The sequence below is a fragment of the Burkholderia sp. MR1-5-21 genome, assembly GCF_053427715.1.
Genome location: NZ_JBSAXD010000042.1, coordinates 1 through 22,444, shown reverse-complemented (window position 1 = coordinate 22,444; position 22,444 = coordinate 1). Strand labels below are relative to the sequence as shown.

The 22,444-nt window shown below is 68.2% G+C and carries 17 protein-coding genes; 9 read left to right on the top strand and 8 right to left on the bottom strand.

Annotated elements, in window-relative coordinates; translation table 11 throughout:
• Window positions 1-15: 15 nt before the first annotated feature.
• Entirely contained in the window at window positions 16-1,323 is a 1,308-nt protein-coding gene (lplT, locus tag ACV229_RS36225; protein ID WP_448087871.1) for a lysophospholipid transporter LplT, read from the bottom strand.
• Window positions 1,324-1,541: 218 nt separating this feature from the next.
• Between lplT and alr the strand changes: the two genes are divergently transcribed.
• The 3 genes from alr to ACV229_RS36210 all read left to right on the top strand — a co-directional run bounded on the left by alr (window position 1,542) and on the right by ACV229_RS36210 (window position 4,424).
• The gene (alr, locus tag ACV229_RS36220) at window positions 1,542-2,612 is read left to right on the top strand and encodes an alanine racemase (protein ID WP_448087870.1); all 1,071 of its coding nucleotides are present in this window, start codon (window positions 1,542-1,544) and stop codon (window positions 2,610-2,612) included.
• 11 nt (window positions 2,613-2,623) lie between these two features.
• Window positions 2,624-4,000 carry a DNA repair protein RadA gene (gene radA / locus ACV229_RS36215; RefSeq protein WP_448087869.1) on the top strand — a complete coding sequence of 459 codons (1,377 nt, stop codon included), beginning with the start codon at window positions 2,624-2,626 and terminating at the stop codon, window positions 3,998-4,000.
• Window positions 4,001-4,157: 157 nt separating this feature from the next.
• The gene (locus ACV229_RS36210) at window positions 4,158-4,424 is read left to right on the top strand and encodes a DUF2866 domain-containing protein (RefSeq protein ID WP_448087868.1); all 267 of its coding nucleotides are present in this window, start codon (window positions 4,158-4,160) and stop codon (window positions 4,422-4,424) included.
• A gap of 81 nt (window positions 4,425-4,505) precedes the next feature.
• Here ACV229_RS36210 and ACV229_RS36205 read toward each other — a convergent pair whose 3' ends face one another.
• The gene (locus tag ACV229_RS36205) at window positions 4,506-6,437 is read right to left on the bottom strand and encodes an ATP-binding cassette domain-containing protein (RefSeq protein ID WP_448087867.1); all 1,932 of its coding nucleotides are present in this window, start codon (window positions 6,435-6,437) and stop codon (window positions 4,506-4,508) included.
• A gap of 172 nt (window positions 6,438-6,609) precedes the next feature.
• Between ACV229_RS36205 and ACV229_RS36200 the strand changes: the two genes are divergently transcribed.
• Window positions 6,610-7,089 (top strand): glutathione peroxidase, encoded by a 480-nt coding sequence (locus ACV229_RS36200; protein WP_448087866.1) that lies wholly within the window; start codon window positions 6,610-6,612, stop codon window positions 7,087-7,089.
• 45 nt (window positions 7,090-7,134) lie between these two features.
• On the opposite strand, the gene cls is transcribed toward ACV229_RS36200, so the two are convergent.
• From cls to dapC, 6 genes are all read right to left on the bottom strand, one after another.
• Complete coding sequence (gene cls / locus ACV229_RS36195) at window positions 7,135-8,574, bottom strand: cardiolipin synthase (protein WP_448087865.1); 1,440 nt, start codon at window positions 8,572-8,574, stop codon at window positions 7,135-7,137.
• Window positions 8,575-8,702: 128 nt separating this feature from the next.
• Complete coding sequence (gene prmB / locus ACV229_RS36190; protein ID WP_448087864.1) at window positions 8,703-9,617, bottom strand: 50S ribosomal protein L3 N(5)-glutamine methyltransferase; 915 nt, start codon at window positions 9,615-9,617, stop codon at window positions 8,703-8,705.
• Between the two features lie 11 nt (window positions 9,618-9,628).
• Window positions 9,629-10,768 (bottom strand): succinyl-diaminopimelate desuccinylase, encoded by a 1,140-nt coding sequence (gene dapE / locus ACV229_RS36185; protein ID WP_448087863.1) that lies wholly within the window; start codon window positions 10,766-10,768, stop codon window positions 9,629-9,631.
• 82 nt (window positions 10,769-10,850) lie between these two features.
• A complete protein-coding gene (locus ACV229_RS36180) occupies window positions 10,851-11,219 on the bottom strand; it encodes an ArsC family reductase (RefSeq protein WP_448087862.1) in 369 nt (122 codons plus the stop codon).
• Window positions 11,219-12,046 carry a 2,3,4,5-tetrahydropyridine-2,6-dicarboxylate N-succinyltransferase gene (gene dapD / locus ACV229_RS36175; RefSeq protein WP_059563479.1) on the bottom strand — a complete coding sequence of 276 codons (828 nt, stop codon included), beginning with the start codon at window positions 12,044-12,046 and terminating at the stop codon, window positions 11,219-11,221. Before dapD ends, ACV229_RS36180 begins: the two co-directional genes overlap by 1 nt.
• 44 nt (window positions 12,047-12,090) lie before the next feature.
• A complete protein-coding gene (dapC, locus tag ACV229_RS36170; RefSeq protein WP_448087861.1) occupies window positions 12,091-13,323 on the bottom strand; it encodes a succinyldiaminopimelate transaminase in 1,233 nt (410 codons plus the stop codon).
• Between the two features lie 164 nt (window positions 13,324-13,487).
• On the opposite strand from dapC, the gene ACV229_RS36165 reads away from it, so the two are divergent.
• The 5 genes from ACV229_RS36165 (at window position 13,488) to def (ending at window position 22,245) form a co-directional block, all read left to right on the top strand.
• Complete coding sequence (locus ACV229_RS36165; protein ID WP_448087860.1) at window positions 13,488-14,429, top strand: DMT family transporter; 942 nt, start codon at window positions 13,488-13,490, stop codon at window positions 14,427-14,429.
• Window positions 14,430-14,578: 149 nt separating this feature from the next.
• A complete protein-coding gene (gene smc / locus ACV229_RS36160; RefSeq protein WP_448087859.1) occupies window positions 14,579-18,091 on the top strand; it encodes a chromosome segregation protein SMC in 3,513 nt (1,170 codons plus the stop codon).
• 100 nt (window positions 18,092-18,191) lie between these two features.
• On the top strand, window positions 18,192-19,463 hold the full coding sequence (locus ACV229_RS36155) for a cell division protein ZipA C-terminal FtsZ-binding domain-containing protein (protein WP_448087858.1): 1,272 nt from the start codon (window positions 18,192-18,194) through the stop codon (window positions 19,461-19,463).
• A gap of 179 nt (window positions 19,464-19,642) precedes the next feature.
• Window positions 19,643-21,715 (top strand): NAD-dependent DNA ligase LigA, encoded by a 2,073-nt coding sequence (gene ligA / locus ACV229_RS36150; RefSeq protein ID WP_448087857.1) that lies wholly within the window; start codon window positions 19,643-19,645, stop codon window positions 21,713-21,715.
• The gene (gene def, locus ACV229_RS36145; protein WP_448087856.1) at window positions 21,715-22,245 is read left to right on the top strand and encodes a peptide deformylase; all 531 of its coding nucleotides are present in this window, start codon (window positions 21,715-21,717) and stop codon (window positions 22,243-22,245) included. Before ligA ends, def begins: the two co-directional genes overlap by 1 nt.
• Window positions 22,246-22,444 lie beyond the last annotated feature (199 nt).

The window sequence follows — 22,444 nt, the reverse complement described above, 5'->3', positions numbered from 1 at the left end:
ACGGGAAGCGGGGCGTCAGTGTTTCGCCTCGCCGATCAGCGCGACCGAATCGAACTGGCGCTGGTTCGCCTGGTGGCGGCGCATCACGAGCCACATCGTCAGGCAGACGAAGGTGCCGAACAGCACGATCACGACGCCGACCGGCACGTCGAGCCACACGAGCACCGCGTACAGGCACAGCATGACGAGCACCGACAGGTTCTCGTTGAAGTTCTGCACCGCGATCGAGTGGCCGGCCGACAGCAGCACGTGGCCGCGGTGCTGCAGCAGCGCGTTCATCGGCACGACGAAGTAGCCGGACAGCGCGCCGACGCACATCAGGAACAGGTACGCGATGAGCAGGTAGACCGGCATGCGGACGTGGCCGAAGTGGATGACCCAGTTCGACGGGAACAGGTCGCGCGTATAGAACGCCATCAGCATCACCGCGATGCCCATCACGATGCCGACGGGCAGCACGGTGAGCGACTTCTTCAGCGGGATCCGGCCGGCTGCGGCAATCGCGCCGGCCGCGACGCCGACCGCGACGACAGCCTGCAGCAGCGCGCCTTCGGACAGCGACATGCCGAGCGACACCTCGGCCCACTTCAGCACGATGAACTGCAGGGTGGCGCCCGCGCCCCAGAACAGCGTCGTGACCGCGAGCGAGATCTGGCCGAGCTTGTCGCGCCAGAGCGCCATGAAGCAATCCGCGAAGTCGGTGACGAGCTTGACGGGGCCGTGCTGCTGGCGCGGGTAGCGCGCGCCGGTATCGGGAATACGCAGGTTGAACAGGGCGGCAATCACGTAGATTGCCATGATGATCGCCATCGCGGCTTCGGCCGGCGTGTTGATCCAGGAGGGCGTGTGCGCGATCACGTGCGATGCGATATGCGGACTGATCAGCGCGCCGCCGAGCACGGTGCCGAGGATGATCGAGCTGACGGTCGTGCCTTCGATCCAGCCGTTCGCTGCAACGAGCCGGTCGGCCGGCAGCAGCTCGGTGAGTATCCCGTACTTCGCGGGCGAGTAGGCCGCCGCGCCGAAGCCGACGATGCCGTACGCGATCAGCGGATGCGCGCCGAACAGCATGATCAGGCAGCCGACGACCTTGATCGAGTTGGTGATGAACATCACGCGTCCCTTCGGGCGCGAATCCGCGAAGGCGCCGACGAACGCTGCGAGTACCACATAGGACAACACGAAGAACAGCTTCAGCAGCGGTGTCATCCAGTTCGGCGCGTTAAGGTCTTTCAGCAGGGCAATGGCGGCGATGAGTAGCGCATTGTCGGCCAGCGACGAAAAAAACTGCGCGGCCATGATGGTGTAAAAACCTTTTTTCATCTGATGCGATGCTTTCGTCGCTGCGGCTCGGCCGCGAAGGCCGCCTGGTATGCGATCGGCTTATTCCGTTCGAAATGGGTTGTGCGCACGGCTTTATAACACGAAAATACAGCGATTCGGACTAGCAAGATTCCCCGATCGTTCCGCAAGTTGTCGGCTTCGGCGCCCAAAAGGCGCGGTAAGCTGCTGATTCGCAAGCGTCTTTACGTAAATTTCCCATGCCGCGCCCGATCTCCGCCACCATCCATACCGCCGCCCTCGCGAACAATCTCTCCGTCGTCCGCCGCTATGCCGGTCAGTCCAAGGTCTGGGCGATCGTCAAGGCCAACGCGTACGGCCACGGCCTCGCGCGCGCGTTTCCCGGACTGCGCGGCACCGACGGGTTCGGGCTGCTCGACCTCGACGAGGCGGTCAAGCTGCGCGAACTCGGCTGGGCCGGCCCGATCCTGCTGCTCGAAGGGTTCTTCCGCTCGACCGACCTCGACGTGGTCGACCGCTACAGCCTGACCACGACCGTCCACAACGACGAGCAGATGCGGATGCTGGAGACGGCGCGGCTGTCGAAGCCGATCAACGTGCAGTTGAAGATGAACAGCGGGATGAACCGGCTCGGCTACCTGCCCGAGAAGTACCGCGCCGCGTGGGAGCGCGCGCGCGCCTGTCCCGGCATCGGCCAGATCACGTTGATGACCCATTTTTCGGACGCGGACAGCGAGCGCGGCGTCGCCGACCAGATGGCCGCGTTCGAGCGCGGCGCGGAAAACATCGCCGGCGCGCGCAGCCTCGCGAACTCCGCGGCGGTGCTCTGGCACCCGGGCACGCATTTCGACTGGGTGCGCCCGGGGATCATCCTGTACGGCGCATCGCCGTCCGGCCGCTCGGCCGACATTGCCGACACGGGCCTCAAGCCGGCGATGACGCTCGCGTCCGAGCTGATCGCGGTGCAGACGATCGCGAAGGGGCAGGCGATCGGTTACGGCTCGACGTACTCCGCGCAGGCGCAGATGCGCATCGGCGTCGTCGCGTGCGGCTACGCGGACGGCTATCCGCGCGTTGCGCCCGAGGGCACGCCGGTGATCGTCGACGGCATCCGCACGCGGATCGTCGGCCGCGTGTCGATGGACATGATCACGGTCGACCTGACCCCGTGCCCGCAGGCGGGCGTTGGCTCGCGCGTCGAGCTGTGGGGCAACGACCTGCCGATCGACGACGTCGCGCGTCACTGCGGGACGATCGGCTATGAACTGATGTGCGCGGTGGCCGCCCGCGTGCCGGTGCGCGCGGAATAAGGGCGCACCGCGTGGCGAAACAGAAAACCATCTACGTCTGCAGCGAGTGCGGCGGCCAGACGCCGAAGTGGCAGGGGCAATGCCCGTCGTGCCAGGCCTGGAACACGCTCGTCGAGTCGGTGGCCGAATCGCCGGCCGCGCACCGCTTCCAGTCGCTCGCGAAGCGTGCGCCGGTGCAGCGCCTCGTCGACATCGAAGCGGCCGACGTGCCGCGCTTCTCGACCGGGATCGGCGAGTTCGACCGGGTGCTCGGCGGCGGGCTCGTCGCGGGCGGCGTGGTGCTGATCGGCGGCGATCCGGGCATCGGCAAGTCGACGCTGCTGTTGCAGTCGCTCGCGGACATCGCGAACGAACGGCGCGCACTCTATATCAGCGGTGAGGAATCGGCCGCGCAGATCGCGTTGCGCGCGCAACGGCTCGCGCTCCTCGACGGCGGTGCGCCGGCGGCCGAGCTGAAGCTGCTGGCCGAGATCCAGCTCGAGAAGATCCAGGCCGCGATCGATGCGGAGCGGCCGGACGTCGCGGTCATCGACTCGATCCAGACCGTCTATTCGGAGGCGCTGACGTCGGCGCCGGGTTCCGTCGCGCAGGTGCGCGAGTGCGCGGCGCAGCTCACGCGCATCGCGAAGCAGTCGGGCACCGCGATCATCATGGTCGGGCATGTGACGAAGGAGGGCAACCTCGCCGGCCCGCGCGTGCTCGAGCACATCGTCGACACGGTGCTGTATTTCGAAGGCGACACGCACTCGTCGTTCCGCCTCGTGCGCGCGTTCAAGAACCGCTTCGGCGCCGTCAACGAACTCGGTGTGTTCGCGATGACCGAGCGCGGGCTGCGTGGCGTCGCGAATCCGTCCGCGCTGTTCCTGTCGCAGCACGAGCAGGTCGTGCCAGGCTCGTGCGTGCTCGTGACGCAGGAGGGCACCCGGCCGCTGCTCGTCGAGATCCAGGCGCTCGTCGATACCGCGCACGTGCCGAACCCGCGCCGCCTCGCGGTCGGCCTCGAGCAGAACCGGCTCGCGATGCTGCTCGCGGTGCTGCACCGCCATGCGGGCATCGCGTGCTTCGACCAGGACGTGTTCCTCAACGCGGTGGGTGGCGTGAAGATCACGGAGCCCGCCGCCGACCTCGCGGTGCTGCTCGCGATCCATTCGTCGATGCGCAACAAGCCGCTGCCGAAGGGCTTGATCGTATTCGGCGAAGTGGGGCTGGCCGGCGAAATCCGGCCGTCCCCGCGTGGGCAGGAGCGTTTGCGCGAGGCCGCGAAGCTCGGTTTCACGACCGCGCTGATCCCGAAGGCGAACGCGCCGAAACAGCCTGTCGACGGGCTGGAGGTGATGGCGGTCGAGCGGATCGAGCAGGCGATCGACCGGGTACGCGGGCTGGAGTGAGTGCCTTGCCGCGCGACGCGGAGGCCGCGCCCCGGCGTTCGGTCGCGTAATTCGCTGTAAAGAATATGTAGGGATGTGTAACCCGCCGGACATTCCTTTTCCCTATCCTTGGGCGAATTGTCGAACCGCGCAATGCCGCGCAATGCGAAAGGGACCTATGTTGAAACAGTCTGGGCAAGTGCCGGGCGGACGCGTCTACAACCTGCGCGGCTGCCGTGTGTCGGAGCCGATTCGCCAGCCGTGGGGCGGTGGGTGCCGGATCGTCGAATGGATCGATGACGACGGGCGCCTCGCGCGCCGGGTCGTGTCGGAGGATGTGACGGAGGCGGAAGTGGCCGCGACGATCCGGCGGCCGACCGAAGGGCGCCGTCACCTGATGGGCGACGACGAGCAGATGCCGCGCGACACGCTGCCGCGGCGTTGAGCCGCCGGGTGTCGCACGACGGACGATGAAGAGGCCGGGCCCATGCGCCCGGCCTCGCCGTATCCGGCGTCCGTGCGGCGCTCAGCCGATCTGCTCGAGTTCTTCCTGTGCGGCGAGCCAGTCCGTTTCGACGGCTTCGAGGCGGGCGTTGACGTCGCCGAGCTTGCGGATCGCGTCGGTCAGTTCCGTCTTGCGGGCGGCCTCGTAGCTCGCCGGATCGGCAACGAACGCGTCGAGGCGCGCCTTCTCCGCGTGCAGCGTCTCCATTTCCTTTTCCAGCTTCGTGATGCGCGACTGCAGCGGCTTCTTCAGATGCGACAGGCGCTGCCGTGCCTCGGCCTCCTGGCGCTTCTGGTCCTTGCGGTTGACGGCCGGCCCCGCGCCTGCCGCCGCCGCGCTGTCGGCCTTCGCGGCGGCGCGCTGCTCGGCCGCATGCTGCAGCAGCCAGTCGCGATAGTCGTCGAGATCGCCGTCGAACGGCTGCAGCCGGTGCTTCGCGACGAGCATGAACTGGTCGGTCGTCGCACGCAGCAGGTGCCGGTCGTGCGACACGAGGATCAGCGTGCCCTCGAATTGCGCGAGCGCCATCGTCAGCGCGTGGCGCGTCTCGAGGTCGAGGTGGTTGGTCGGCTCGTCGAGCAGCAGCAGGTTCGGCTTCTGCCAGATGATCAGCGCGAGCGCGAGGCGTGCCTTCTCGCCGCCCGAGAACGGGCCGACGGGGCTCGTCGCCATGTCGCCCGAGAAATTGAAGCCGCCGAGGAAGTCGCGCAGCTCCTGTTCGCGGGTGTCGGGTGCGAGCCGCGCGAGGTGCGCGAGCGGCGAATCGTCCTCGCGCAGCGTTTCGAGCTGGTGCTGCGCGAAATAGCCGATCGTCAGGCCCTTGCCTTGGCGGACGTGGCCCGACAGCGGCGCGAGCGTGGCGGCCAGTGTCTTGATCAGCGTCGACTTGCCCTGGCCGTTCGCGCCGAGCAGGCCGATGCGCTGGCCGTTCTGGATCGACAGCGACACGCGCTCGACGATCGGGATCTCGGCGCCGCCGTCGCCGAGGTAGCCGCAGCGGACGTCTTCCATCACCATCATCGGGTTCGGCGCGGCGTCGGGCGTGCGGAATTCGAACGTGAACGGCGATGCGATGTGCGCCGGCGCGATCAGCTCCATCTTCTCGAGCGCCTTCATCCGGCTCTGCGCCTGGCGTGCCTTGGTGGCCTTGGCCTTGAACCGGTCGACGAAGCTCTGCAGGTGCTCGATCGTCTTGCGCTGCTTCTCGTACGCGCTTTGCTGCAGCGCGAGCTGCTGCGCGCGCAGCACTTCGAACTGCGAGTAGTTGCCGCCGTAGCGCTTCACCTGGCGGTTCTCGAGATGCAGCGTCACGTTGCAGATGGAATCGAGGAATTCGCGGTCGTGCGAAATCACGACGAGCGTGCCGGGGTAGCGGTGCAGCCAGTCTTCAAGCCAGACGATTGCGTCGAGGTCGAGGTGGTTCGTCGGTTCGTCGAGCAGCAGCAGGTCGGACCGGCACATGAGCGCCTGCGCGAGGTTCAGGCGCATGCGCCAGCCGCCGGAGAAGCTCGCGACCGGCTCGCGCGTCTGCGCGAGCGTGAAGCCCAGGCCGAGCAGCAGCGCCTCCGCGCGCGCCGGCGCGGTGTAGCCGTCGGCGTCGGCGAACGCCGCGTGCGCTTCCGCTTCGGCGGCGCCGTCATGCGCGGTGGACGCGGCGGCGATGCGCGCCTCGATCTCGCGCAGCGCGGCGTCGCCGTCGAGCGTGTAGTCGAGCGCCGTGCGGTCGACGGCGGGCGTTTCCTGCGACACGTGGGCGATCCGCCACGACGGCGGCATCGAAAAATCGCCGGCGTCAGCGTGCAGTTCGCCGCGCAGTACCGCGAACAGCGTTGACTTGCCGGCGCCGTTCGCGCCGATCAGGCCGGCTTTCTCGCCGGGATTGAGCACGAACGAGGCCGCGTCGAAAAGCGGCTTGGTGCCGCGCGCAAGGCTGAACTGATTGAAACGGATCACGACGGAAATGACTGGGCAAAACCGCTATTCTAGACTGCGGACCGCGCACCGGGCATTGGCCGTTCGGGAGATCGCGCGCTGGCGCGATTTCATATAGGGTCAGGGCTGGCCTGATATTGGCGTGGACAGGCCCTATACTCCACGTCGGTCCGATTTCGAAGGGGGTAGCCCGATGTCCAAACTGTATTCCTTCAGCGCGGAGACGCTCGCCGGTGCGCCGGTGTCGCTCGACGCGTATCGCGGCAAGGTGCTGCTGATCGTCAATACCGCGAGCGAATGCGGGTTCACGCCGCAGTACGCGGGCCTGCAGAAGCTCTACGACCAGTACACGGCGCGCGGCTTCTCGGTGCTCGGTTTCCCGTGCAACCAGTTCGGCAAGCAGGAGCCGGGCGACGCCGCGCAGATCGGCGCGTTCTGCGAGCGCAACTACGGCGTCACGTTCCCGATGTTCGCGAAGATCGACGTGAAGGGCGACCACGCGCACCCGCTGTATCGCTACCTGACCGACGAAGCGCCCGGCATCCTCGGGCTCAAGGCGATCAAGTGGAACTTCACGAAGTTTCTCGTCGATCGCGACGGCAGGATCGTCAAGCGCTATGCGCCGTCGACCAAGCCCGACGAAATCGCCGCCGACGTCGAAAAGCTGCTGTGACGGGGGGCGGGGCGGCCAACGCTCGGTCCCCGCCAACGACGGGCGCTACAGAATCGGCGCGAACAGCCGGGCGATGTGCATCGCGACCCGCCGCCATGCCGGCGAGTGCCGGTATTCGCCTTCATCGACCTCGTATGCCTGCGCGAAGTCGGCCGCGAGCATCGTTTCGACCTCGTCGGCGAACGTGCGGTCGACGGTCAGCACCATGATCTCGAAGTTGAGGCGGAACGACCGGTTGTCGAGATTCGCGCTGCCGATCGCAGCGGCGCGGCGGTCGATCAGCACGACCTTCTGGTGAAGGAAGCCCGGCCGGTAGCGGAACACCTTGACGCCGGCGTCGACGAGGTCGCGCGCATAAAGCTTCGACGCCTCGAACACGACGTAGTGGTCGCGCCGGCTCGGAATCAGGATGCGCACGTCGACGCCGCGCATCACCGCAAGCTTGAGCGCGGCGATCACGGCTTCGTCCGGGACGAGATACGGCGTCGTGATCCACACCCGTTCGCGCGCCGCGTTGATCGCCTCGACGAAGAACAGCGAGCCGGTTTCCTGCTGGTCGGCCGGCCCCATCGGCACCGCGAGGCAATGCATGTCGGCGTCGGCGAGCGCGGCGGGCGGCGGCGCGAGCGGCGGCAGCTTCTGCGTCGCCCAGTGCCAGTCTTCCGCGAACACGTACTGGATGCTCGCGACGGCGGGGCCGCGCACCTCGATGTGCGTGTCGCGCCACGGCGACAGCCGCGGTTTCGCGCCCAGATATTCGACGCCGACGTTGTGCCCGCCGACGAACGCGAGATTGCCGTCGACGACGACGATCTTGCGGTGATTGCGGAAGTTGAGCTGGAACCGGTTGACGAACTGGCGCTTGGTCGCGAACGGATGGACTTCGACGCCGCCCGCGCGCAGCGCGTCGACGTAGCCGTGCGGCAGGTCGAAGCTGCCGATGCTGTCGTACAGCACGTAGCAGCGCACGCCCGCGGCGGCGCGCGCGAGCAGCGCATCGTGCAGCATCTGGCCGAGCGCGTCGTCGCGGATGATGAAGAACTGGACGATCACGTAGTCGCGCGCATTGTCGATTGCCGACAGGATCGCCGCGAACGTCGCTTCGCCGTTGACGAGCGTGCGCACCGCATTGCCGGCGAGGAACGGCATGCCGCCGAGCCGCGTGAGCGCGCGCACCGCGGCCTCGCCGAGCGCGTCCGCGGGCGGGCCCTCGGTCGAGCCGCAGTCGTGCCACGGCACGGGGTGGGTGTGCGTGCGCAGCATTTCCGCCTCGTGGCGCCGCGCGTCGACGTAGCCGGAGAACTTGCTGCGGCCGAGGAACAGATACGGGATCAGCGTCAGGTAGGGCATCGCGGCAAGCGACACCGCCCACGCGATCGCGCCTTGCGACGTGCGGGTATTGAGGATGGCGTGGCAGGCCGCGATCACCCCGAGCACATGGATGGCGAGGATGAGCGTGCCAAGATGTAGCCAGTCGAGGGTCATAGGCGCGTGACGGACTCCTGCAGTCGTGCGGCGCGGCGGCCGCTTACGCGCATCTTACCGAACCGTGCGGCGAAGCGGGGCGTACTGGGGCGCCGCGCCGCGCGCACGGTCGGGGCCGGTGACGGCCGTCAGGCTTTCAGCGGAAGATCCGACGCCTGGATCAGGAACACGCTGTCCTCGCCGGCGCTGGTCGACAGCCACGTCATCTCGAGGCCGCCGAATGCCGCCTCGACGTTCTCGCGCTCGTTGCCGATCTCGACGACGAGCACGCCGTCGTCGTGCAGCCAGTTGCGCGCGTCGGCGATGATGCGGCGGACGATATCCATCCCGTCGTCGCCGCCCGCGAGCGCCATCTGGGGCTCGTGCCGGTATTCAGGCGGCAGCGCCGCCATCGACGCCGCGTTCACGTACGGCGGGTTTGTCAGGATCACGTCGTAGCGCGCGCCGGGCTCGGTCGAGCGGAACACGGGCAGCGGCGTGTAGAGGTCGCCGCGGTGCAGCGCGATGCGGTCCTGGAGGCCGTAGTCGCGCACGTTGATCTCGGCGACTTCGAGCGCCTTGTCGGACAGGTCGACCGCGTCGATCTCCGCGTTCGGGAATGCGCTCGCCGCGAGGATCGCGAGGCAGCCGGAGCCCGTGCACAGCTCGAGCACCGCGCCGACCTGCTCGGGGTCGGCGACATACGGCTGCAGCCCGTCGTCGAGCAGTTCGCCGATGAACGAGCGCGGCACGATCACGCGCTCGTCGACGTAGAAGCGATGGCCGTGCATCCATGCTTCATGCGTGAGGTACGCGGCCGGCACGCGCTCGGCCGCGCGCCGCTCGACCACCGCGAGCACCGCGTCGATCTCTTCGGGCAACAGGCGCGCGTCGAGGAACGGCTCGAGCGTGTCGAGCGGCAGGTCGAGCGTGTGCAGCACGAGATAGGCCGCTTCGTCATACGCATTGTCCGAGCCGTGGCCGAATGCGAGCTTCGCCTTCGAGAAGCGCGTGACTGCGTAGCGCAGCAGGTCGCGGACTGTTGCAAAAGGTGTCGTCGTCATGCGGGGCTCCGTCAGGCGATCAGTTGTTCGAGCACGCGGCGATACACGTTCTTCAGCGGGTCGATAAAGCGGACCTCGATGTGCTCGTCGATCTTGTGGATGCTGCCGTTCGGCGGGCCGAACTCGATCACCTGCGGGCAGATGCGCGCGATGAAGCGCCCGTCGGACGTGCCGCCCGTCGTCGACAACTCGGTCGTGAGGCCGGTTTCCGCGCGGATCGCCGTCTCGAGCGCGCTCGACAGCTCGCCGCGCGGCGTCAGGAACGGCAGGCCGCTGACCGACCAGTTGAGTTCGTAGTCGAACCCGTGCTTGTCGAGGATCGCGTGCACGCGCGCCTGCAGGCCTTCGACGGTGCTCGCCGTCGAGAAGCGGAAGTTGAACAGCAGGTTGGCGTGGCCGGGGATCACGTTGGTCGCGCCGGTGCCTGCATGCAGGTTCGACACCTGCCAGGTGGTCGGCGGGAAGTATTCGTTGCCTTCGTCCCACTGTTCGGCGGCGAGCTCGGCGAGCGCCGGCGCGAGCAGGTGGATCGGGTTCTTCGCGAGGTGCGGGTACGCGATGTGGCCTTGCACGCCCTTGACGATCAGCTCGCCGGACATCGAGCCGCGGCGGCCGTTCTTCACGACGTCGCCGAGTTCGGCGGTCGACGTCGGCTCGCCGACGATGCAGTAGTCGAGGCGCTCGCCGCGTGCGTCGAGCAGCTCGACGACCTTCACGGTGCCGTCGGTCGCCGGGCCTTCCTCGTCGCTCGTGATCAGGAGCGCGATCGAGCCGCGGTGGTCCGGGTGCGCGGCGACGAATTCCTCGGCCGCGACGACGAAGCCGGCGAGCGAGGTCTTCATGTCGGCTGCGCCGCGGCCATACAGCTTGCCGTCGCGGTGCGCGGGGACGAACGGCGGCGACGTCCATTGCTCGAGCGGGCCGGTCGGCACGACGTCGGTGTGGCCGGCGAATGCGAGCAGCTTGCCGTCGCGGCCGTCGGCGCCGCGCTTGACGGCCCACAGATTGGTCACGCCGTGCGACGCGATCGTCTCGCATTCGAAGCCGAGCGCGGCGAGGCGCTCGGTCATGATCTGCTGGCAATGCTGGTCGTCGGGCGTCACGGACGCGCGGGCGATCAGCTGTTCGGTAAGGACTAGGGTGGCGGACATGGTTCGAACCACTTTCGATAAAAAATGCCGGCGCGGTGGCCGGCAGCGATGAGGCTTCGGGCGCGTGCAGCGCGGGCGGGACCTACGCGGCGAACAGCGCCGCGTACTGGTCGGCCGCGAAGCCGAGCGATTTCACGCGGCCGTTGACGACCAGCACGGGCCGCTTGATGACCGACGGCTTGTGGATCATCAGCGCGATTGCGCCGGACGGCGTCTCGGCGGCTGCCTTCAGGTCGTCGCCCAGGCCGCGCCACGTGGTGCCGCGCCGGTTCAGCAGCACGTCGAGCGACACGTCCTTCAGCCAGTCCTGGATCAGCGGCGCGCTGACGCCGGCCTTCTTGAAGTCGTGAAACTCGAACTCGACACCGTGATCGTCGAGCCACACGCGGGCCTTCTTCACGGTGTCGCAGTTCGGAATGCCGTACACGACCACGGTGTGCGGCTTCGCCATCAATCGCCTCGCAGCAGCTCGTTCAGGCCGACCTTCGCGCGGGTCTTCGCGTCGACCTTCTTGACGATCACCGCGCAGTACAGGCTGTGCGAGCCGTCCTTCGACGGCAGGTTGCCCGCGACGACGACCGAGCCGGCCGGAATGCGGCCGTAGCTGATTTCGCCGGTTTCGCGGTCGTAGATCTTCGTGCTCTGGCCGAGGTACACGCCCATCGAGATCACCGAGTTCTCCTCGACGATCACGCCTTCGACGACTTCCGAGCGCGCGCCGATGAAGCAGTTGTCCTCGATGATGACCGGGTTTGCCTGCAGCGGCTCGAGCACGCCGCCGATGCCGACGCCGCCCGACAGGTGCACGTTCTTGCCGATCTGCGCGCACGAACCGACCGTTGCCCACGTGTCGACCATCGTGCCTTCGTCGACGTACGCGCCGATGTTCGTGTACGACGGCATCAGCACGACGTTCTTCGCGATGAACGAGCCGCGGCGCGCGATCGCCGGCGGCACGACGCGGAAGCCGCCCGCGGCGAAGTCTTCTGCCGTGTAGTTCGCGAACTTCGACGGAACCTTGTCGTAGAACTGCGAGTAGCCGCCGGCCGGCATCGGTGCGTTGTCTTCGAGGCGGAACGACAGCAGCACGGCCTTCTTCAGCCACTGGTGCACGGTCCAGTCGCCGTCGATCTTCTCGGCGACGCGCAGCGCACCCTTGTCGAGCTGCTCGATCGCGTGTGCGACGGCTTCGCGGACTTCGGCGGGCGCGGCCTTCGGCGACAGCTCGGCGCGGTTTTCCCAGGCGGTATCGATGATTTGCTGAAGTTGTTGCGACATGTTCGTTTTCGCAGGAGATGGATGGAATTGATCGGGATGGCCGATTACCGCGCGAGGCCGCGGCAGAAATCGACGATGCGTTGCGCGCCCTCGACGCATTCGGGGGTGCCCGCGACGAGCGCGATCCGGATGAAATCGCGGCCCGGGTTCATGCCGTGCGCGTCGCGCGCGAGGTACGAGCCGGGCAGAACCGTCACATTATAGTCGGCGTACAGGCGCCGGGCGAACTCGGTGTCCGACAGCCCGGTGCGCGCGACGTTGGCCCACAGGTAGAACGCGGCGTCCGGCAGTTTCACGTCGATCACGTCGGCGAGCATCGGCGTCACGGTGTTGAACTTCTGCAGGTACAGCGCGCGGTTCTCGCGCACGTGCGCCTCGTCGTCCCACGCGGCGATGCTCGCCTGCTGCCAGACAGGCGACAGCGCGGCGCCGTGGTACGTGCGGTAAAGCAGGAACTTCTTCAGCAGCGCCGGATCGCCCGCGACGAACCCCGAGCGCATGCCCGGCACGTTCGAGCGCTTCGACAGGCTCGACAGCATCACGAGCCGCTCGAAGCCGCGGCCGAGGCGGTGCGCGGCCTCGAGCCCGCCGAGCGGGGGGCGGGATTCGTCGAAGTAGATTTCCGAATAGCATTCGTCGGACGCGATCACGAAGCCGTGGCGGTCCGACAGCGCGAACAGCTCGCGCCAGTCGTCGAGCGTGAGCACCGCGCCCGTCGGGTTGCCGGGGGAGCACACGTACAGCAGCCGGGTGCGTGCCCAGACGTTTTCCGGCACGGCCGCGTAGTCGCACGCGAAGTTGCGGGCCGGGTCGCTGTTCGCGAAGTACGGCTCGGCGCCCGCGAGCAGCGCCGCGCCCTCGTAAATTTGATAGAACGGATTCGGACAGAGTACGATCGCTTTCTCGCCGCTTTCGGAGCGGTTCGGGTCGATCACCGTCTGCGCCAGCGCGAACAGCGCCTCGCGCGAGCCGGATGCGGGCAGCACCTGCGTCGCCGGATCGATCGCCGGCAGCCCGTAGCGGCGCTCGAGCCAGCGCGCGATCGACGTGCGCAGCGCGTCCGAGCCGGCCGTGGCCGGATACGAGGCAAGGCCGTCGAGCGCGGCCACCGCGGCGTCGCGGATCAGTGCCGGGGTCGGGTGCTTGGGCTCGCCAATGCCGAAGCTGATCGGCTTCAAGCTGGCGGCGGGCGTCACGTCCTTGAACAGGGCGCGCAGCTTTTCGAAGGGATAGGGCTGGAGCGAGTCGAGTCGAGGATTCACGGGCGAAGCGGCCATCGCGGCCGGTTTGGAGCGAAAGGGGCGGCGTGCGCGCCGCGCGGCAGCGAGGCGGGGCCGATGAAGCGGCGCGTGTCGCGACCGACGATTATAGCGTGACGGAATGCGGTCACGGCGGGCCGGAACGCCGGCCGGGCAATGAAAGATAGAGGGTATCGAACGAGATGAATAATGCGGTACGCGGCAGCCTGCCGACGCTGGCGATCCTGGTCGGCGCGTCGGTATGGGGCCTGATCTGGTATCCGCTGCGGATCCTCGCGTCGCTGGGCGTGACGGGCACTGCAGCGAGCGCGCTGACGAGCGTCGTCGCGTTCCTGTTCGTCATCGTCGCCAGGCGCAGCACGATCGCGACGCTGCGCTGGCACTGGGTGCTGCCCGGGATCGCGGTGACGGCCGGCGTGACGAACCTCGGTTTCGTCTGGGGCACCATCCACGGCGAGGTGCTGCGGGTGATGCTGCTGTTCTATCTGACCCCCGCATGGACCGCGATCTACGCGCACTTCCTGCTGCGCGAACGGCTCACGTGGGCGGGCGCGGGGCTCGCCGCGCTGTCGATCAGCGGCGCGATGCTGATGTTGTGGTCGCCGCAGCTCGGCGTGCCGCTGCCGGCCAACCCGGCCGAATGGGCGGGGCTCGCGGCCGGGCTCTCGTTCGCGATGAGCAACGTGCTCGTGATCAAGGCGAGCCGCGAGCTGCCGCAGATGCGCGCCGAGATGCGCACCGCGACGCTGTTCGGCGGCGCGGCCGTGTTCGGCGCGATCGCGTCGCTGTTCGAGGGGCTGCCGGCCGTGCCGACGAGCGGCAATCTCGGCGTGGCGGCGCTGATCGTCGTCGGGATCGGCGTGACGATGGCGTCGAACAACCTGCTCGTCCAGTACGGGCTCGCCCGCGTGCCGGCGAACCGCGCGTCGATCATCATGCTGTTCGAGATCGTGATCACCGCACTGTCGGCGTGGGTGTTCGCGCACGAATTGCCGAGCGCGCGCGAGTGGGCGGGCGGCGCGTGCATCGTGCTCGCGACGCTGCTGTCGAGCCGGGTCCACCGGTCGAGTCAGGCGCAGGACAAACCCGGCGGCGGGCGGGACGGCGCACGCGCGATGGTATGATGGGTGCCGTTTGCGGGGCACAACGCTTGAGCACGGCTTGAGCGCGCGGCCCCGCTTTTGAATTCGGGGGCGCGCCGCGCGCAAGGGCCGGCAGGTCCGGCGCGGCGTGCCGCCGTCCGTTTCACACATTCTTCACATCCGATACCGCCGTGCGTCTGAGCTCGATCAAACTCGCTGGCTTCAAATCCTTCGTCGATCCCACGCATTTCCAGGTTCCGGGCCAGCTCGTCGGCGTCGTGGGCCCGAACGGCTGCGGCAAGTCCAACATCATCGACGCCGTGCGCTGGGTGCTCGGCGAGTCGCGCGCGTCCGAACTGCGCGGCGAGTCCATGCAGGACGTGATCTTCAACGGCTCGACCGCGCGCAAGCCGGGCAGCCGGGCGAGCGTCGAGCTGATCTTCGACAACTCCGACGGCCGCGCCGCCGGCCAGTGGGGCCAGTACGGCGAGATCGCCGTGAAGCGCGTGCTGACGCGCGACGGCACGTCGAGCTACTACATCAACAACCTGCCGGCGCGCCGCCGCGACATCCAGGACATCTTCCTCGGCACGGGCCTCGGGCCGCGTGCGTACGCGATCATCGGGCAGGGCATGATCGCGCGGATCATCGAGGCGAAGCCGGAAGAGCTGCGCGTGTTCCTCGAGGAAGCCGCGGGCGTGTCGAAGTACAAGGAACGCCGCCGCGAGACCGAGAACCGCCTGCACGACACGCGCGAGAACCTGACGCGCGTCGAGGACATCATCCGCGAACTCGCCGCGAACCTCGAGAAGCTCGAGGCGCAGGCGGTCGTCGCGACCCGGTACAAGGAACTCGTCGCGGACGGCGAGGAGAAGCAGCGCCTGCTGTGGCTGCTGCGCAAGAACGAGGCCGGCGGCGAGCAGCAGAAGCAGCAACGCGCGATCGAGCAGGCGCAGATCGACCTCGACGCGCAGACCGCGAAGCTGCGCGAGGTCGAGTCGCAGCTCGAGACGCTGCGGGTCGCGCACTACGCGGCGAGCGACGCGATGCAGGGCGCGCAGGGCGCGCTCTACGAAGCGAACGCCGAAGTCAGCCGGCTCGAAGCCGAGATCAGGTTCATCGTCGAATCGCGCAACCGCGTGCAGGCGCAGATCGCCGCGCTCAACGCGCAGCGCGAGCAGTGGCGCGCGCAGGCCGAAAAGGCGCAGGACGAGCTCGAGGACGCCGAGGAAGCGCGCGCGATCGCGGACGAAAAGGCCGCGCTCGCCGAGGACGCCGCCGCGGCGAAGCACGACGCGCTGCCGGCACTCGAGGCGACCTGGCGCGATGCACAGGCGCAGCTCAACGACGAGCGCGCGCGGATCGCGCAGACCGAGCAGTCGCTGAAGCTCGAGGCCGCGCATCAGCGCAACGCCGATCAGCAACTTCAGCAGCTCCAGCAGCGGCACGAGCGCCTGAAGGCGGAATCCGGCGGGCTCGACGTGCCGGACGAAGCGCAGCTCGAGGAATTGCGCATGCAGCTCGCCGAGCAGGAGGAAATCCTGTCCGACGCGCAGGCGCGCGTGGCGGACGCGCAGGAAACGGTGCCGCGCCTCGATGCAGAGCGCCGCACCGCGCACGAGCGCGTGCAGGCCGAGAGCGCACAGATCCACCAGCTCGAGGCGCGCCTCGCCGCGCTCAAGCAGCTGCAGGAAAACGTGCAGACCGAGGGCAAGGTGCAGCCGTGGCTCGACAAGCACGAACTCGGCGCGCTGCCGCGTCTGTGGAAGAAGCTGCACGTCGAGCCGGGCTGGGAAACGGCGCTCGAGGCCGTGCTGCGCGAGCGGCTCGCCGCGCTCGAGGTGTCGAATCTCGACTGGGTGAAGGCGTTCGCGACCGACGCGCCGCCTGCGAAGCTCGCGTTCTATGCGCCGCCGCCGGCCGGCGAGCCGCCTGCGGCCGCAGCCGGGCTGCGCGCGGTGCTGTCGCTCGTGCGGATCGACGACGCGGGCATCCGCGCGGTGCTGAACGACTGGCTCGGCAACGTGTACGTCGCGGACGACGTCGCGCAGGCGCTCGCGACGCGCACGCAGCTGCCGGCGGGCGGCGCGTTCGTCGTCAAGGCGGGCCACATCGTCACGCGCGTCGGCGTACAGCTTTACGCGGCCGATTCGGAACAGGCGGGGATGCTTGCCCGCCAGCAGGAAATCGAGAACCTGACGCGTCAGGTGCGCGCGCAGGCGCTGCTCGCCGACGAGGCGAAGTCGGCCGTGGTGCGCGCGGAAGCCGCGCACACGCAGGCGACCCAGGCGCTCGGCGACGTACGCGCGCAGGCCGAACGCGCGACGCAGCGCGTGCATGCGCTGCAGATGGACGTGCTGAAGCTCGCGCAGGCGCACGAGCGCTATACGCAGCGCAGCACGCAGATCCGCGAGGAGCTCGAGGAAATCGGCGCGCAGATCGAGGAGCAGCGCGCGCTGCGCGCGGAGTCGGAAGCGAATTTCGAGCGCTTCGACGGCGAGCTCGCGGAGCTGCAGGCGCGCTTCGAGGACAACCAGCTCGCGTTCGAGTCGCTTGACGAATCGCTGACCCAGGCGCGCCAGGAAGCGCGCGACCTCGAGCGCGCGGCGAACGACGCGCGCTTCGCGGCCCGCAACGCGGTGACCCGGATCGACGAGCTGAAGCGCAGCATCCAGGTCGCGCACGAGCAGAGCGAGCGCGTTGCCGCGTCGCTGGAGGATGCGCGCGCCGAACTCGAGACGATCAACGAGCAGACCGCGCACACGGGTCTGCAGGATGCGCTCGAGATCCGCGCGGTGAAGGAAGAGGCGCTGCAGGCGGCGCGCATCGAGCTCGACGACCTGACCGCGAAGCTGCGCGCGTCGGACGAGCAGCGCCTCGTCGCCGAGCGTTCGCTGCAGCCGCTGCGCGACCGCATCACCGAATTGCAGCTCAAGGAGCAGGCTGCGCGCCTGTCCGTCGAGCAGTTCGCCGAGCAGCTCGCGACGGCCAACGTCGACGAGGCCGCGCTGCGCGAGAAGCTGACGCCGGACCTGAAGCCGTCGTACCTGCAAGGCGAGGTCACGCGGATCAACAACGCGATCAACGCGCTCGGCCCCGTGAACATGGCCGCGCTCGACGAGCTGAAGGCCGCGAGCGAGCGCAAGGTGTTCCTCGACGCGCAATCCGCCGACCTGACCGACGCGATCACGACGCTCGAGGACGCGATCCACAAGATCGACCAGGAAACCCGCACGCTGCTGCAGGGAACCTTCGACGAAGTCAACCGTCACTTCAGCGACCTGTTCCCGCGTCTGTTCGGTGGCGGCCAGGCGAAGCTGATCATGACGGGCGACGAGATCCTCGACGCCGGCGTGCAGGTGATGGCGCAGCCGCCCGGCAAGAAGAACGCGACGATTCACCTGCTGTCAGGCGGCGAGAAGGCGCTGACCGCGACCGCGCTGGTGTTCGCGATGTTCCAGCTGAACCCGGCGCCGTTCTGTCTGCTCGACGAGGTCGACGCGCCGCTCGACGACGCGAACACCGAGCGTTTCGCGAACCTCGTGCGCGCGATGTCGGACAAGACGCAGTTTCTCTTCATCTCGCACAACAAGATCGCGATGGAGATGGCGCAGCAGCTGATCGGCGTGACGATGCAGGAGCAGGGCGTATCGCGGATCGTCGCGGTGGACATGGAAACCGCCGCGGGTTTTGCCCAGAATTGACGTTTGACGACAATGGCTCGCGGGTGCGCGGCATGCCGATGCCCGGTGCATCGACGCCCGCTTGCGAGTCCAACGAAAAAGAATTGCTGATGGAGCATGCATGGACGAGTTGACACTCGGTTTGATCGGCGCGGGCGCGGTCGTGGTTGGCGGCGTCGTGGTCTATAACGCGTGGCAGGGTGCGAAGGTGCGGCGCAAGATGCCGCGGCCGATGCCGCAAGAGGCAGCGGACGCGATGAACCGCCCCGAGCGCGACGACGAGCTGCCGTTCATCGAGCCCGTGCGTCAGCCGACTCGCCGCGAGTCGGCGGCGCCCGCCGCCGAGGCCGCAGCCGCAGCGGGTGCGGCCGGCGCGGCGGCGGAAGCCGCGCGCGTCGAGCCGACATTCGGCGGGGCCGCGCCGGCCGACATGCCGGCAGACCTGCAGGCCGAGGCGACTTTGCCGGACGTGCCGGCCGACGAGCCGGTCGAGGCAGTCGAGGTGGCCCACGAAGCCGCCCCGAGCGAACCCGTCGAGCCCGTGCTGCCGGCGGCGACGACGATTTCCGCCGCGCCGCCCACGATCGTCGACCGCCGCATCGACTGCATCGTGCCGATCCGTCTTGCGTCGCCGCTGCCGGGCGACAAGATCCTGCCGATCGCGCAGCGCCTGCGCCGCGCGGGCAGCAAGCCGGTCCACATCGAAGGCAAGCCGGAAGGCGGCAACTGGGAGCTGTTGCAGAACGGCGTGCGCTACGAGGAACTGCGCGCGGCCGCGCAGCTCGCGAACCGCAGCGGCCCGCTGAACGAGCTCGAGTTCTCGGAATTCGTGACGGGCGTCCAGCAGTTCGCCGACGCGATCGATGGCGCACCCGAATTCCCGGACATGATGGAAACGGTGTCGATGGCACGCGAGCTCGACGGTTTCGCCGCGCAATGCGACGCGCAGCTGTCGATCAACGTGATGTCGGACGGCGCACCGTGGTCGGCCAACTACGTGCAGGCGGTTGCATCGCAGGACGGCCTGCTGCTGTCGCGCGACGGCACGCGCTTCGTCAAGCTCGACGCGAAGCAGAATCCGGTGTTCATGCTGCAGTTCGGCGACACCAACTTCCTGCGCGACGACCTGACCTACAAGGGCGGCAACATGATCACGCTGGTGCTCGACGTGCCGGTCGCGGAAGAGGACATCCTGCCGTTCCGGCTGATGTGCGACTACGCGAAGTCGCTGTCCGAGCGGATCGGCGCGCGGGTCGTCGACGACCAGCGCCGGCCGCTGCCGGAATCGACGCTGCTCGCGATCGAGCAGCAGCTGATGAAGCTGTACGCGAAGCTCGAAGAGGCGGGTATTCCGGCCGGTTCGCCGGTCACGCGGCGGCTCTTCAGCCAGTAACGCGATCGTCGGAACGGCGGCGTCCCGCAGTTGCCGTCCGCGTCGCCGTCCGCTGCAGTGCCGACGCGGGCGCAGGCCCGCCGTCGGCCTTGTGCGGGCGGGCGATTCGGGTGCCCGTTCGCAACGCCAAACTGAGATAATCTGGCATTCGAATATCTCAGAAAGGCACTGCCGCCAGCATGGCCCGAACCCAAGCCGAACCGCCAGCCAGCCAGCCCGACGCGCGCGCCGCGTGGCTGCGCGACCAACTCGAGCGGGCGAACTTCGCCTATTACGTGCTCGACCAGCCGGAACTGCCCGACGCCGAATACGATCGGCTGTTCCGCGAGCTGCAGCAGCTCGAGGCGGATCATCCCGAACTGGTGACGCCCGAATCGCCGACGCAGCGCGTCGGCGGCGAAGTCGCAAGCGGCTTCACGCCGGTCGTCCACGCGATGCCGATGCTGTCGCTCAATAACGGCTTCGCCGACGACGACATCGTCGCGTTCGACAAGCGCGTTGCCGACGCGCTCGACAAGACTGCCGACCTCGCCGGCACCGTGACCGACCCGGTCGAATACGCGTGCGAACTCAAGTTCGACGGCCTCGCGATCTCGCTGCGCTACGAGCACGGCACGTTCGTGCAGGCATCGACGCGCGGCGACGGCACGACCGGCGAGGACGTGACCGAGAACGTCCGCACGATCCGCTCGATTCCGCTGAAGCTGAAGGGCGCCGACGTGCCTGCGGTGCTCGACGTGCGCGGCGAGGTGCTGATGTTCAAGCGCGATTTCGCACGCCTGAACGAACGCCAGCGCGCCGCGGAGCAGCGCGAATTCGCGAATCCGCGCAATGCGGCGGCCGGCAGCCTGCGCCAGCTCGATCCGAAGATCACCGCGCAGCGTCCGTTGTCATTCTTCGCGTACGGGATCGGCGTGCTCGACGGCGCGGAGATGCCGGCAACGCACAGCGCGCTGCTCGATTGGTACGAGTCGCTCGGCTTGCCCGTGAACCGCGAGCGTGCGGTCGTGCGCGGCGCGGACGGGTTGCTCGAATTCTTCCGCAGGATCGGCGAGAAGCGCGAGTCGCTGCCGTATGACATTGACGGCGTCGTCTACAAGGTGAACCGCCGCGACGAGCAGGAGCGGCTCGGTTTCGTGTCGCGCGCGCCGCGCTTCGCGCTTGCGCACAAGTTCCCCGCGCAGGAGGCGCTCACGACGCTCGTCGCGATCGACGTGCAGGTCGGACGCACCGGCGCGATCACGCCGGTCGCGCGGCTCGAGCCCGTGTTCGTCGGCGGCGCGACCGTGACCAACGCGACGCTGCACAACGAGGACGAAGTGCGCCGCAAGGATATCCGGATCGGCGACACGGTGATCGTGCGGCGCGCGGGCGACGTGATTCCCGAGGTCGTCGGCGCGATGCTCGACCGGCGGCCCGAACACGCGGCCGAATTCGTGATGCCGACCGAGTGTCCGGTGTGCGGCTCGCGGATCGAACGGCTGCCGGACGAGGCGATCGCCCGCTGCACGGGCGGCCTGTTCTGCCCAGCGCAGCGCAAGCAGGCGTTGTGGCACTTCGCGCAGCGGCGCGCGCTCGACATCGACGGGCTCGGCGAGAAGATCATCGACCAGCTCGTCGAGCTGAACCTCGTGCGCACGCCGGCCGACCTGTTCAACCTCGGTTTCGCGACGCTCGCCGAGCTCGACCGGTTCGCGGAGAAATCCGCGCAGAACCTGCTCGACTCGCTCGAGAAGGCGAAGCACACGACGCTTGCGCGCTTCATCTACGCGCTCGGTATCCGCCACGTCGGCGAATCGACCGCGAAGGACCTCGCGAAGCATTTCGGCTCGCTCGATCCGATCATGGACGCGTCGATCGACGCGCTGCTCGAAGTCAACGACGTCGGGCCGGTGGTCGCCGAGTCGATCCACCAGTTCTTTGCCGAAGCGCACAACCGGACCGTGATCGAGCAGCTGCGCGCGCCCGGCAAGGTAGCATGGCCCGAGGGGCCGCCCGCGCCGAGGGCGCCGCAGGGCGTGCTGGCCGGCAAGACCGTGGTGCTGACGGGCACGCTGCCCACGCTGACGCGCGACGCCGCGAAGGAAATGCTCGAGGCGGCCGGTGCGAAAGTCGCGGGCTCGGTATCGAAGAAGACGGATTACGTCGTCGCCGGCGCGGAAGCGGGCAGCAAGCTCGCGAAGGCCGAGGAGCTCGGCATTCCCGTGCTCGACGAAGACGGCCTGCACAAACTCCTGGAGGGCAATGCGTGATGATTCGCGAGATCCTGAAGATGGGCGATCCCCGCCTGCTCGAAATCGCCCGGCCGGTCGAGAAGTTCGACACGCCCGAGCTGCACGCGCTCGTCGCGGACATGTTCGAAACGATGCATCACGCGGACGGCGCGGGGCTCGCGGCACCGCAGATCGGCGTCGGCCTGCAGGTGATCATCTTCGGTTTCGGCAACAACAACCGCTATCCGGATGCGCCGCCCGTGCCGGAGACCGTGCTGATCAACCCGAAGATCGAGTACATGCCGCCGGACATGGAGGAGGGCTGGGAGGGCTGCCTGTCGGTGCCCGGCATGCGCGGTGTCGTCAGCCGCTACGCGAAGGTCCATTACAGCGGCTTCGACCAGTACGGCGCGAGGATCGATCGCGTTGCCGAGGGGTTCCATGCGCGGGTCGTCCAGCACGAATACGATCACCTGATCGGCAAGCTGTATCCGATGCGGATCACCGATTTCACGCGCTTCGGGTTCACCGACGTGCTGTTTCCGGGGCTCGACTCGAAGGACGACTGAGCAAGAGCAACGCGTGTGCGAGACGGCGTCGCGTGCTCGCGCGCGGCCGGATTGCCGAATGCGTGGCGGCCCGTTGCTCGATCGGCGGTGCGTTCGTGCGATCGCTTGCCCGGTTCAATGCCGGCTCGATCACGCATCGCGTGCCCGGCGATACCTGCCTGGCGACGTCACACCGGAACGAAAAAGCCCGCTTGCGCGG